The sequence below is a fragment of the Pantoea sp. genome, assembly GCF_032114055.1.
Lineage (GTDB): Bacteria > Pseudomonadota > Gammaproteobacteria > Enterobacterales > Enterobacteriaceae > Pantoea.
The window spans coordinates 12,293-24,902 of the sequence record NZ_DAMCTB010000008.1 but is presented as its reverse complement, the minus strand read 5'-3'; the positions used below and the strand labels follow the sequence as shown (position 1 = coordinate 24,902).

The following is a 12,610-nucleotide window of genomic DNA, read 5'->3' as shown; positions in this document are numbered from 1 at the left end:
CGGTGCCAGCGGCGATTGATTCGGGTATACTGATCTGATCGCTTTTTTTTGACTTGTCACGCGCGGATGCGCAGGAGACTTGCATGAAACGTGCTTTTATTATGGTTCTTGATTCCTTTGGAATTGGCTCCAGTAAAGATGCCGATAAATTCGGCGACGCAGGTTCGGACACCTTAGGTCACATCGCCGAAGCCTGTCTGAAGGGTGAAGCAGATAAGGGCCGCAAAGGCCCGCTGCATCTGCCGAATCTTACCGCGCTGGGCCTGGGGAAAGCGGCTGAGCTTTCCACCGGTCGCTTCCCGGCGGGTCTGGATCCTGAAGCGAAAATCACGGGCGCTTATGCTTATGCCAGTGAACTCTCGTCAGGTAAAGATACGCCGTCTGGCCACTGGGAGATCGCCGGCGTGCCGGTGCTGTTTGACTGGGGCTACTTCAGCGACAAAGAGAACAGCTTCCCGCAGGAACTGCTGGATAAGCTGGTTGAGCGTGCGGAGCTGCCAGGCTACCTCGGTAACTGCCACTCTTCCGGCACAGTCATTCTCGACCAGCTGGGCGAAGAGCATATCAAAACCGGCAAGCCGATTTTCTATACCTCGGCGGACTCGGTGTTCCAGATCGCCTGCCACGAAGAGACTTTTGGCCTTGAGCGCCTCTATGCGCTGTGCGAAATTGCCCGCGAAGAGCTGACCGAAGGGGGCTATAACATTGGCCGTGTCATCGCACGTCCGTTTGTGGGCGACAAGGCAGGTCAGTTCGAGCGTACCGGTAACCGTCATGATCTGGCGGTCGAGCCGCCTTCCGCCACCATGCTGAAAAAGCTGGTGGATGAGAAGGGCGGTCATGTGATCTCCGTGGGTAAAATCGCGGATATCTACGCGGAGCAGGGTATTACCAAAAAGGTTAAAGCGACCGGACTGGATGCCCTGTTTGACGCCACGATTCAGGAAATGAAAACGGCGCCGGATCAGGCGATTGTTTTCACCAACTTCGTTGATTTTGACTCGACCTGGGGCCATCGCCGTGACGTCGCCGGTTATGCAGGCGGGCTGGAACTGTTTGACCGCCGTCTGCCGGAACTGATGGAATTAGTCGGAGAAGATGACATTCTGATCCTGACCGCTGATCATGGCTGCGATCCGACCTGGCAGGGTACTGAGCACACGCGTGAGCACATTCCGATTTTGATCTACGGACCGAACGTGGAGCCCGGCTCACTCGGTTATCGCGAAACCTTCGCCGATATTGGTCAGACAATTGCACACTATTTTGGCCTGTCCGAGATGGACTATGGCAAGAACATGCTGTAAATCAGCAATTTAAAAAGGATTAAACAATGGCAACCCCTCATATTAATGCTGAAATGGGTGATTTCGCAGACGTCGTGCTGATGCCCGGCGACCCGCTGCGTGCGAAACATATCGCAGAAACCTTCCTGGAAAACGCGGTAGAAGTGAACAACGTGCGCGGTATGCTGGGCTACACCGGCACCTACAAAGGCCGTAAAGTCTCTGTCATGGGCCATGGCATGGGGATCCCTTCCTGCTCTATCTACACCAAAGAGCTGATCACCGATTTTGGTGTGAAAAAGATCATCCGTGTGGGCTCCTGTGGTGCGGTACGTGCGGATGTCAAACTGCGTGACATCGTGATTGGTCTGGGTGCCTGCACCGATTCCAAAGTAAACCGTATGCGCTTCAAAGATCATGATTTCGCGGCGATTGCGGACTTCGACATGGTGCGTAACGCGGTCGATGCGGCGAAAAACCTGGGCGTTGAGGCGCGCGTCGGCAACCTCTTTTCTGCTGACCTCTTCTATACCCCGGATCCGCAGATGTTCGACGTGATGGAAAAATATGGCATCCTGGGCGTAGAGATGGAAGCCGCAGGCATCTACGGTGTGGCCGCTGAGTTCGGTGCCAAAGCACTGACCATCTGTACCGTTTCTGACCATATTCGTACGCACGAGCAGACCACCGCTGCTGAGCGTCAGACCACCTTCAACGACATGATCAAAATTGCGCTGGAGTCTGTCCTGCTGGGTGACTAATCCGCGTCGTAGAGGGGCAGGCCCGCCAGCTGTCCGTCTCCCTGAACAGATCCTCCCTCCCGGGAGGATCTGCATTTTCCCGCCGCCTTTCCGTAACATTCACATCAAATGACACACTTTTACTGAGGCTTGTGCATCTTCGTGCTGGCACCCCGGCGATCGCGTCTTATCATAGTGCGCAACAACAGATAATAATGAATTGTCCGATATTGCCTCCTGATGAACTTTCGTAACTTCGACGCTGAAGAGAAACTATTTGCTCGCCGTGCCGCGATAGCCTTTGCGCTGGTCTGTCTCTGCTTCACGATTCTTGGCCTGAACCTCTACCGCCTGCAGGTGCGCGATCATAGCTATTACCAGACGCGCTCTAACCAGAATGACATCAAGATGATCCCCATCGCGCCCGTACGTGGGCTGATCTATGACCGCAACGGTATCCCGCTGGTGCGCAATGTCAGCTGGTACGCCATTACGCTGACGCCTTATAAAGTCAGCGACATGGACGCCACGCTGCGGGCGCTGACGCCTATCGTTGATCTGACGCCCGAGGAGATCGAGACGTTCCGCCATGCGCTGAAGCAGACCAGCCGTTACAAGCCGGTGGTGCTGAAAGAGGAGCTGACCGAGGAGCAGGTCGCCCGCTTCGCGGTGAATCAGTTTCACTTTACCGGGGCGACGATTGAAACCTATCAGGATCGTGAATATCCCTATGGCGCGGATCTGGCGCATGTGGTCGGTTATGTGTCGAAAATCAACGATAACGACTATAAGCGGCTGAATGCCGAAGGCATCGCGGAAAACTACGCGGCTGACCATAACATCGGTAAGCAGGGGATTGAGGGCTATTACGAAACGCTGCTGCACGGCAAGCCAGGCTATCAGGAAGTGGAGGTTGATAACCACGGCCGGATTGTGCGGGTGCTGAAAGAGGTGCCGCCGGTCGCCGGTAAAAACCTGACGCTGACGCTGGATCTGCATCTGCAGCAGTATGTGGAGAGCCGTCTGGCGGGGCAGCGTGCGGCGCTGCTGATTGAGGATCCGCATGACGGTTCGGTGCTCGCCATGGTTTCCAGCCCGAGCTACGACCCCAACCCATTCGTCAAAGGCATCAGCTATCAGGCCTATAAAAAACTGCTACAGGATAAGGATCTGCCACTAATCAACCGCGTGACGCAGGGACTCTATCCGCCCGCCTCGACGGTGAAGCCTTATATGGCGATGTCGGCGCTGCTGACCCATGTGATCACGCCGCAGACGCAGTTCTTTGGTGCGCCGACCTGGACGCTGCCCGGCACCGATCGGCGCTATCGCGACTGGAAAAAAACCGGTCACGGCATGCTGGATGTGACGCGCGCTATCGAAGAGTCTGCCGATACCTTTTTCTATCAGGTGGCGTTTATGATGGGCATCGACCGGATACACACCATGCTCAGCCAGTTCGGTTATGGCAAACCCTCCGGGATCGACCTGAATGAGGAGTACAACGGCTTACTGCCGAGCCGTGAATGGAAGCAGAAAGTGCATAAAAAACCCTGGTATCAGGGGGACACCGTTTCCGTGGGTATCGGCCAGGGCTACTGGATTGCGACGCCGATTCAGATGGTAAAAGCGATGGTGGCGCTGATCAACAACGGTCGGGTCATCGCGCCTCATCTGCTGGAGAAAACTCAGCGTGGCACGCTGGTGGAGAACTACCATCCGAGGCTGCGCGAGACACAGATTGGCGATCCCCATTCACCTTACTGGTCGCTGGTGCGCCACGCGATGTTTGGTATGGCGAACGCACCCAACGGCACCGGGTATAAATATTTCCACACCGCACCTTATGGCATTGCTGCGAAAAGTGGGACCTCTCAGGTATTCAGCCTGCGTCAGAATCAGACCTACAACGCGAAGATGATCCCGGTCCGGCTGCGCGACCATATCTTCTACACCGCCTTTGCGCCTTTTAATGATCCCAAAGTGGCGGTGGCGCTGATCCTGGAGAATGGGGGCGGGGAAGGAGTGACAGCGGCGCCGGTAATGCGGGACATTCTTGATCACATCTTCCTTCCGCCGACGACGGACACGCCGGCCCCGGCCACGCCATAAAAAAAGGGGGGCTGGCGTCTCCCGCCGCCCGTCAGACGCTGAGCGTTTTCGTCACCTGACCGATAGCGTTCACCACATCCGTTGCGCCCTCGCGAATCTCAGCAATGACACCACCCGCTTCCTGCGCCAGCTGTACGCCCTGATCGGCACGCTTCAGGTTCGACTCAATGCCTTTCAGAGCCCGGCTCGCCAGCAGGTGATTCTGCTGTATCCGGTTTTCAATGTCGGTAGTCGCCCGGTTGATGTTCGCCGCCAGTGTGCGAACTTCGTTCGCCACCACCGCAAAGCTGCGGCCATGACTGCCGGCGCGTGCTGCTTCGATGGCGGCATTGAGCGCCAGCAGGTTGGTCTGATCGGCGATCCGGCGAATCCCTTCCACAATTGCCCTGATGCGATCTGAAGATTCACTCAGTCCGTTAATATCCCCGGAGATCCCCTGAAGTTCGCCCGCCAGCGCATTCATGGTTTCGACGCTGCTGGCAATCACATCTGCACCCAGTTTTGTGCTTTTATCGGTCTGCAGCGCGGTATGATAGGCCCGCTGCGCCGCATCATGCTCCTGCTGATTCTTTTCTACCTGCGCGGTTACATCGGTCGCGAACTTGACGATTTTGTAGAGCCTGCCCTGTTCATCAAACACCGGATTGTAGGTGGCGCGCAGCCAGACTGTCTCGCCCTGCTTATTGACGCGGGGAAACTGACCGGAGATAAATTCTCCCCGGCTCAGCTGCTGCCAGAACTCACTGTATTCCCGGCTGTCACGCACGGCGGGTGAACAGAAGCGGCTGTGATGAACGCCTTCCACCTCTTCGCGACGGTAGCCCATGGTTTTCAGGAAGTTATCGTTAGCTTTCAGGACTTCCCCTTTCAGGTTAAAGGCGATCACCGCCATTGATCGTTCTATGGCAGCAGTGATGGCGCGCTGCTCCTGCGCATCGTTGATATGGCGGGTAATGTCGGTGGCCAGTTTAACGATTTTGATCACCCGACCGTGGCGGTTCTGCACCGGGACATAGTTGGCTTCCAGCCAGATTGGGCGGCTGTTCTTTGCCATGCGCAGAAACTTATTGCTGAAGCTTTCGCCCCGGTTAAGCCGCTGCCAGAAATCGCGATAAGCCTGTGACTGCAACTGTTCCGGCGTGCAGAACAGGCTGTGGTGCTGGCCTTCAATCTCTGCCAGCGTGTAGCCCATGCTCGCCAGAAACAGCGCGTTGGCGCTGAGAATGGTGCCGTCGGGTGAGAACTCAATCATGGCGATGGAGCCGTTGAGAGAGCTCAGCGTGGCCGTTGAGTGTGAGCGCTTCTGCCAGCTGTGACGGGAAGCAATACCTGATGTAATAGTAGAAAACATGATGAGCCTTATTATTCGTGTGGGTCTTGCAAGCTATATCGGCAAAATGGCGGCGCAATAGAGAGGGAGGCCCATTGCTGTCTGTAATTTATTCGATAGGCTGTTACTTATTTGCTGTGCGAGAGACGCCGTCGCCAGGTTGATGGAAAAGCGGTCAGTTGGCGTGATTTTAGTGAAAAGCGTTTGACGCTGCCGGACCGCTTTGGTTTAATGCGCCCCGTTGCCCGAATAGCTCAGTCGGTAGAGCAGGGGATTGAAAATCCCCGTGTCCCTGGTTCGATTCCGGGTTCGGGCACCAAATTTAAAGAACCCGCCTCTGGCGGGTTTTTGCGTTCTGAGGCGAACCCGTTATCGAAGGTTCGATTCACTCGCCACTCCCTGTGGGTCGCGCTGGGGCGCGATGCAAAAATGCTCCCGGCATTTTCGGATTCGGGCACCAGAATTTGAAACCCTCGCTTCGGCGGGGGTTTTTGCATTCTGGCTCCGCTCCTTTGCCGGGGGGCAGGAGCGATGCCGCTGACCGTCCTATAATCTGAATTTCCGCTAAAGCCGTCTGTTCCGGCTCCTGATGCCGTACCCGCACAAACAGATTTCACGGCGAAACCAATTTGTCGTCCCGGCTCTGTGCTGCGTTGCCAGACTGTCACCGCCTGATATGCTGCCCATCCTGCAATTGGCCGCGACTAATCGTGTTTTAAAAGCCACTCTTTACAGAACCCACCGGACAGGCAAAATACCCCTTTTTTCCAGCGCTCTCACGGTCATGTCAGAAGAAGCACTGCGACTGCAGATACAGAACCTGAAAAAGCACAATGCGCGTCTGAAGCGTATAGCGCATGACGCCCGAACCAAACTCAATGCGGCGCTGGATGGCACCGGGCTGTTTCTGTGGCAACTCGATATCCCTACCGGCAAGCTGGTTATTTTTAACCGGCGCTGGGGGGCGATGCTGGGTTTCCAGCCAAAAGAAACCGACGCCAATTTTGAATCCTGGAAAGAGAGCCTGCATCCTGATGACGCCGCTGAGGTCCTGCGGGCGTTTTATGATCATATTGCTGGCAAAGCGCCTTACTACGAAGCACTGCACCGCATGATCGCGAAAAACGGCAGCATTACCTGGGTACTGGATCGCGGCCGGGTCAGCGAGTGGAACGCCCAGGGCGAGCCGGTAAAAGTGATTGGTACCCATATCGATATGACAAAAGAGAAGCAGTACGAAGCGCAGCTCGCGCTGCTGGCGCTGCATGATCCCCTGACGCTGCTCAACAATCGCCACGCACTGCAAAACTATTTCAGCGAAATGAGGTCGCAGGGAGCGCTCTGTGTCGCCTTTATTGACCTGGACAATTTCAAACACGTTAACGACACTCTGGGACATCGCAGCGGTGACGAAGTACTGATCCAGCTCAGCCAGCGTTTAACGGAGTGCGTGTCGCCAGAAGGGATTATTGGCCGACTTGGCGGTGATGAGTTTGTTCTGTTATTACCCTATCCGCTGCATCATCCCCGCGTGAAAGCGCTGGCAGACGCCTGCCTTGACGCAGTGCTCACGCCCTTTGAGATGTCAAACGGGCACGCTCAGATTGGCGCTTCTGTTGGGGTGTCGCAGGTGCTGGAAAACGATGACTTCGATACTGCCCTGGCGCGGGCGGATGAAGCGATGTATCGCATTAAGAAAAACGGCAAACGCGGTGTCGCGATTGATAACGCTTCCCCAGTGACATCCGATCAGTGACCTAATCGCTGGCGCAGCCTCTCCTCCTGATAACACCAGATTTCCCCCCCATTTTCACTGCCGTCTCTGGCGAACAGTGCGTAACACGACACAACAGAAATTTTAGTATTAATCCTAAAATCACTTCCAGGTGCTTCGCCTGCATACTTTATCGCTTCGCTTATTCCTTAATATTCGAATCAATAACGAGGGAGTATTCAAATTTTATTTTTACCAAATCTGCATAATCGATCGTTTATTGATCAAAAACAGTTATTTTTAACTGGCGCGGTTAACCCTTTGCGTCTCGCTTAATTCGTGAGTGACAAAAAAATAGGCAGATTATATTTGCCGCTTCGCTTAGGGAAATTGATCGTTTGTTGATCATCCTCACTAACTGATATTGCTAAGGTTGTCTTTCTGCCGCTTCGGTTACTTTTTTTTCAATTGGACATTTTTGGAAAATGATCGATAAATAGGGCGCGGCGATTTTTAGATAAAGTTTTTACCGCCTCGCTGGGCTTTTTCCGAGTGGAAATGAGCGATAGTTTAAATAGGTTATCAATCCGCAGGAGGCGCCTGTCTCCATTAATCCGGAATGTAATGGAGTTTTATTTTACTGCTTGATCAGTTCGGTTTTCTGTCTACATTTAGATTGCTGAATCGGCCTGATGAAGCGTTAACTGTGCAAATTCTGCTTTTTAATTTCAAAGAGGAACACAGAATGACTCAATATCGTGGTGGGGCCGGAAACTTTGCGGCTGACAAAGAGCGTGCTGCGGAAGCGGGACGCAAAGGCGGCCAGAAAAGCGGCGGGAATTTCAAGAACGATCCCGAACGTGCGATTGAGGCGGGGCGTAAGGGAGGGAAGGTAAGTCGCCGGAGCTGATTGCATCTGACGCTGCTCTGAGGGCAGTCGATGCCATATACCGGACTATAAAGAAACGCTTTTATTTTCCTGCAAGATAATTGCATTCGGAATTGTGTCGCTGCTGAAGCATCAGCATGTAAAGACGCCGTTAATTAAACCGGAAGGGTTTCCTTTCCGGTTTTTTTTATTTTTGATCGATTAAATCTATACCCTTTAATAAAACCTTGTACAGGTAACGTCTGGCTGGTGCATTTTTTACGCGCCTGGAAGAGAAATGTATACAGCGTTTTATAAGCTTGTACAAATTCGGTTGTAGCTAGCGAAGCCGTAGCCGGAAAAACATTTATAAGCTAACGTATTGCTATAAAAGGGAAAGTGCATTTTACATGCTACTTTTGTATTAAATTCATACCGATGCGGTAGGCGATATTAAGAATCTCCACTAGACTTTCCGTGTGTCAACGACATGACTGGCGTTGCGTTATTAACGACGCAGCTTTTTTAACAATGAGGCTATCTTATGACAGTGAAAACGTTAAATGACCTGTTCATCCATGACTTATCCGATGTCTACAGCGCTGAGAAACAGATAACCCGTGCATTGCCTAAAATGGCGCGTGCTGCCAGTGATGAAAATCTTATCGCTGCCTTTAATCAGCATCTGGAAGAGACCCGTGCGCAGATTGAGCGACTGGATGAACTGGTGGAGGTAACGCCTGAGGTCAGAATTAAACGAATGAAGTGTCATGCGCTCGAAGGTCTGGTCGAAGAGGCGCAGGAGATTATTGAATCCGTCGAGAAAGGCGAAATCCGCGATCAGGGCCTGATCGGTGCGGCGCAGAAGGTGGAGCACTATGAAATTGCCACCTACGGTACGCTGCATGCGCTGGCGCTGAAACTGGGTTACACCAAAGCGGCTGAGCTGCTGGAGACGACCCTGAATGAAGAGAAACAAACGGATGAGAAGCTCACCTCGGTAGCCGAAGCAATAACTGTATCCTAAGGAGAACGGCATGACGGCGATTGAACATTATCACGACTGGCTGCGCGACGCGCATGCTATGGAAAAACAGGCGGAAAGCATGCTCAGCAAGATGTCGGGCCGCCTCGAACACTATCCGGCACTGGAACAGCGGCTGGCTCAGCACCTCGATGAGACGAAACATCAGCTGACGCTGCTGGAACAGCTGCTCGACAGCCACGGTATCGATCACTCCGTGATGAAAGATGCGATGGGTAAAATGGCGGCCACCGGTCAGGCCGTAGGCGGAATGTTCAACTCAGATGAAGTGGTCAAGGGCGCCATCAGCGGCTATGTCTTTGAGAATGCCGAAATTGCCAGCTACACCAGTCTGATCGCCTCGGCTGAGCAGGTTGGTGACGCGCAGGGCGTTCGCATACTGAGTGAAATCCGCGATCAGGAAGTGGCCATGGCGGAGTGGCTGCTGCAGCATATCCCTGAAGTCACCCAGCAGTTCCTGCAGCGCGCCTCGCAGCCGGGAACTGAAGCCAAAAAGTAGTATTGCAGCGTGACCTGCATGAAAAAGCCGGGCGAGCCCGGCTTTTTTACATTGGCGTGATTGGCGTTAGCGTAACGGGCACTCAGTCCACCATCAGATGGCCATACATGGTCATCAGCTTACGCGTCACGCCGTTAGTCCAGCCAAAACCATCCTGCAACGGATATTCACCGCCGCCGCCCGGACGGGCACGCTCACCGCTGATGTCATACTTTTCGACCAGCTTGTGGTGTAGCTGATAGAAGTTTTTTACGGTATTGAGCCAGTTCACCGCGACTTCCGTCGCCAGTGTCTCTTCGCCGTAGTTATTCAGGCCGACAATCGCCATCCACTGCATAGGTGCCCAGCCGTTAGGCCGATCCCACTGTTCACCACTCTCCACCATCGAGGTCAACAACCCGCCATTGCTCAGCAACAGGTGACGCAGGGAGATGGCCTGCAGGTGCGCCTGATGCGGTGTTGCCAGTCCGACAAACAGCGGCACCACCGATGCCACAGTAAAGGCACCGAAACGCTCACGACGCCAGTCGTAGTCACGGAAGACGCCAGCGGTGCTGTCCCACAGATAGCGGGTAATCGCACGCTTACGCGCTTCGGCTTTTTTCTGCCACGCCAGCGCCGTCAGCTCTTCGCCCTTGGCGTGCGACAGTGTCGCGATCATCAGCTCCAGTTTATACAGGAACGCGTTCAGATCAATAGGGATAAATTGTGTGGTACGAATGCTCGACAGCCGCTTCGGGTTACGCAGCCAGCGCGAAGAGTAATCCCAGCCCGACTCGGCCCCTGCACGCAGGTCGCGATAGACCTCGCTGGCCGGACGCTTAGACTCGCGGGCGGTTTCCACATCTTCCATCCACGACTCATCGCGCGGCGTATCACGGTCGTCCCAGTAGCGGTTCAGCAGTGAACCGTTCGGCATCCGCACGACATGGCGATAGGCCTGATTAGGCATCAATGAACCCGCGCCATCCATCCAGAACTGATACTCCTTCATCAGCTGTTCCTGATAGCGTTTTGCCCCGCGCACGCCATCCTCTTCGAACAGCTCGACCATCAGTGCAAAGACCGGTGGCTGCGAGCGGCTGAGGTAGTAAGTCCGGTTGCCGTTTGGCACATGACCGTAGTTGTCGATCAGCCAGGCAAAATTGTCGGCCATGTGACGCAGCAGGTCGTCACGGCCCGACTCCGCCAGGCCAAGCATGGTGAAATAGGAGTCCCAGTAGTAGGTTTCGCCAAAGCGTCCGCCCGGCACCACATAAGGTTTTGGCAGCGGCAGCAACGATGAGTGCGGCATGTGCTGCTGCGGCATTTTGGTCAGGACTGGCCACAAATCATCAATATGCTCGTTGAGCGTTTTATCCGGATTGGAGACATAAAAGCTTTCATTTACGCCAGGCAGATAAAAGTGATCGGCGACAAAACGCGACAGGTCGAAGTCACTGCTGCGTTTCTGACGGCGATAGCGCATCAGCACATCCAGCGGATCGTATTTTGGCGAACAGTCGGGGAATGTTTTGCTATCCTCGAAGATCCGCGACATCTGGACATGTTCAAACAGTTCCAGATAACGATCGGCAGGCGTAAGCGCATCCGGGGCAGGCAGGCCTTCAATCAGCTCCGGCTCCGGTTCAGAATCCTGCATGCGCTCCAGTTTCAGTTCATGGGGATCGTATTGATACTCAACTTCCGCCCCGGCACGAACTTCTTCAAGTGCATTCTGTTGCTGGCGATAAGTATTAATAGCGGCCTCCTGAGCGGTCGTGGTTGCACAAAGGACAAATTATAGCCCCCCCGACCTGCGGAACAACAATGCAGATTATCTATGAACGTAATAAAAATTGTCTATTAATCGAGGTTTTTTGATAAATCTTAGGTTATTCAACCAAATATAGCGCCGTTCACAAAAAAGATATTTCGGATGAATCTCTTAGCCGCCTGAATTAAAAAATTTAACCTGAAGAAAAATGACGTCTGTTAACATTTTGACACAGGATTTTTGCTTTGAAAGGGGCAAGAAATGGCATACGCAACGGGAAAACGGAGCAGGCGGGGAAGCTGAGCGGAAGAGGCTGCCGCTCAGCTATTGCCGTGCTACGCCTGTGTCAGCGCGGCGCGGATCACCGCCTGCCAGGGCGTCGTCGGACGGGCGATCAGGCTGCTGAGCTGGCGGGAATCACTGAATAAAGCGCCTTGCTCCGCACCCGCATCAGAGTCCGCCAGCATCTCTGCCAGGCCTTCCGGCAACCCGGCGCTTTTCAGCGCGGCCGCAAACTCAGCCTGAGAAAGATTCACGTAATCGACCTTTTCACCGCTCTGCGCGGCAATTTCGGCCGCAAATTCCGCCAGCGTGTAGCTGTCATCCCCGGCCAGCTCATAGACTTTTCCGGCCTGATCCGCCCGGGTCATCACTTCTGCCGCGGCATCCGCGTAATCCTGACGCGCAGCTGAAGCGATGCGGCCTGCGCCTGCTGCACCGATAAACGCATGGTGTGCCAGTGCCGGAGAAATGCTGGCGGCATAGTTTTCGGTGTACCAGCCATTGCGCAGCAGAGCAAACGGGATGCCTGACGCTTTCAGCAGTGCTTCTGTGGCACGGTGCTCCAGCGCCAGCCCCAGCGGCGAAGTATCCGCATGCAGCAGGCTGGTGTAGGCGATAAAGCGCACACCAGCGGCGCGGGCGGCCCTGATTACGGCCCTGTGCTGCGCTTCACGCTGGCCGACTTCACTGCCGGAGATCAGCAGCAGCTTTTCCACACCGGCAAAAGCGGCTTCCAGCGTCTCTGGCTGACCATAGTCGGCCTGGCGAACGATGACGCCCTGTGCCGCCAGATCGGCGGCTCTGGCGGGCGTACGCACCGCGGCGACGATAGTCTGTGCCGGGACTTTCTTCAGTAGTGCCGCGATCACTTTACGGCCGAGCTGGCCGGTTGCGCCTGTCACTGCAATCATGATCTTTCTCCTGTGGCTGTTGGTGAAACTCAGACTAGGGGATAAACTAACTTTTAGTAAGTACTTA

General features: G+C 54.4%; 10 protein-coding genes and 1 tRNA gene. 8 read left to right on the top strand and 3 right to left on the bottom strand.

Annotation, left to right across the window (positions count from 1 at the left end; translation table 11 throughout):
• The first annotated feature begins 83 nt into the window (after positions 1-83).
• The 3 genes from deoB to mrdA all read left to right on the top strand — a co-directional run bounded on the left by deoB (position 84) and on the right by mrdA (position 4,138).
• Positions 84-1,307, top strand: coding sequence for a phosphopentomutase (gene deoB, locus RT657_RS13905; protein WP_313655155.1), 1,224 nt, complete (start codon positions 84-86; stop codon positions 1,305-1,307).
• A 26-nt stretch (positions 1,308-1,333) separates the two neighbouring features.
• Positions 1,334-2,047, top strand: coding sequence for a purine-nucleoside phosphorylase (deoD, locus tag RT657_RS13900; protein ID WP_313655154.1), 714 nt, complete (start codon positions 1,334-1,336; stop codon positions 2,045-2,047).
• Positions 2,048-2,266: 219 nt separating this feature from the next.
• Entirely contained in the window at positions 2,267-4,138 is a 1,872-nt protein-coding gene (gene mrdA, locus RT657_RS13895) for a penicillin-binding protein 2 (protein WP_313655152.1), read from the top strand.
• A 31-nt stretch (positions 4,139-4,169) separates the two neighbouring features.
• Here the strand turns inward: mrdA and RT657_RS13890 are convergent, their stop codons facing one another.
• A complete protein-coding gene (locus RT657_RS13890; RefSeq protein WP_313655151.1) occupies positions 4,170-5,489 on the bottom strand; it encodes a PAS domain-containing methyl-accepting chemotaxis protein in 1,320 nt (439 codons plus the stop codon).
• 222 nt (positions 5,490-5,711) lie between these two features.
• On the opposite strand from RT657_RS13890, the gene RT657_RS13885 reads away from it, so the two are divergent.
• From RT657_RS13885 to RT657_RS13865, 5 genes are all read left to right on the top strand, one after another.
• Positions 5,712-5,787: transfer RNA gene (locus RT657_RS13885), tRNA-Phe, on the top strand.
• Between the two features lie 465 nt (positions 5,788-6,252).
• On the top strand, positions 6,253-7,224 hold the full coding sequence (locus tag RT657_RS13880) for a sensor domain-containing diguanylate cyclase (protein ID WP_313655150.1): 972 nt from the start codon (positions 6,253-6,255) through the stop codon (positions 7,222-7,224).
• 703 nt (positions 7,225-7,927) lie between these two features.
• The gene (locus RT657_RS13875; protein WP_004571242.1) at positions 7,928-8,092 is read left to right on the top strand and encodes a general stress protein; all 165 of its coding nucleotides are present in this window, start codon (positions 7,928-7,930) and stop codon (positions 8,090-8,092) included.
• Between the two features lie 502 nt (positions 8,093-8,594).
• Positions 8,595-9,077, top strand: a complete 483-nt coding sequence (locus RT657_RS13870) for a ferritin-like domain-containing protein (RefSeq protein WP_111140753.1) — start codon at positions 8,595-8,597, stop codon at positions 9,075-9,077.
• 10 nt (positions 9,078-9,087) lie between these two features.
• Positions 9,088-9,594, top strand: coding sequence for a ferritin-like domain-containing protein (locus RT657_RS13865; protein ID WP_313655149.1), 507 nt, complete (start codon positions 9,088-9,090; stop codon positions 9,592-9,594).
• A gap of 82 nt (positions 9,595-9,676) precedes the next feature.
• Here the strand turns inward: RT657_RS13865 and treF are convergent, their stop codons facing one another.
• Both treF and RT657_RS13855 read right to left on the bottom strand, forming a co-directional pair.
• On the bottom strand, positions 9,677-11,335 hold the full coding sequence (treF, locus tag RT657_RS13860) for an alpha,alpha-trehalase TreF (RefSeq protein ID WP_313655340.1): 1,659 nt from the start codon (positions 11,333-11,335) through the stop codon (positions 9,677-9,679).
• Positions 11,336-11,685: 350 nt separating this feature from the next.
• Entirely contained in the window at positions 11,686-12,543 is an 858-nt protein-coding gene (locus RT657_RS13855; protein WP_313655148.1) for an SDR family oxidoreductase, read from the bottom strand.
• Between the last annotated feature and the right edge of the window lie 67 nt (positions 12,544-12,610).

Coding starts and splice junctions, on each gene's coding strand:
- deoB (WP_313655155.1), top strand. CDS start 84: ATGAAACGTGCTTTTATTATGGTTCTTGATTCCTTTGGAATTGGCTCC.
- deoD (WP_313655154.1), top strand. CDS start 1,334: ATGGCAACCCCTCATATTAATGCTGAAATGGGTGATTTCGCAGACGTC.
- mrdA (WP_313655152.1), top strand. CDS start 2,267: ATGAACTTTCGTAACTTCGACGCTGAAGAGAAACTATTTGCTCGCCGT.
- RT657_RS13890 (WP_313655151.1), bottom strand. CDS start 5,489: ATGTTTTCTACTATTACATCAGGTATTGCTTCCCGTCACAGCTGGCAG.
- RT657_RS13880 (WP_313655150.1), top strand. CDS start 6,253: ATGTCAGAAGAAGCACTGCGACTGCAGATACAGAACCTGAAAAAGCAC.
- RT657_RS13875 (WP_004571242.1), top strand. CDS start 7,928: ATGACTCAATATCGTGGTGGGGCCGGAAACTTTGCGGCTGACAAAGAG.
- RT657_RS13870 (WP_111140753.1), top strand. CDS start 8,595: ATGACAGTGAAAACGTTAAATGACCTGTTCATCCATGACTTATCCGAT.
- RT657_RS13865 (WP_313655149.1), top strand. CDS start 9,088: ATGACGGCGATTGAACATTATCACGACTGGCTGCGCGACGCGCATGCT.
- RT657_RS13855 (WP_313655148.1), bottom strand. CDS start 12,543: ATGATTGCAGTGACAGGCGCAACCGGCCAGCTCGGCCGTAAAGTGATC.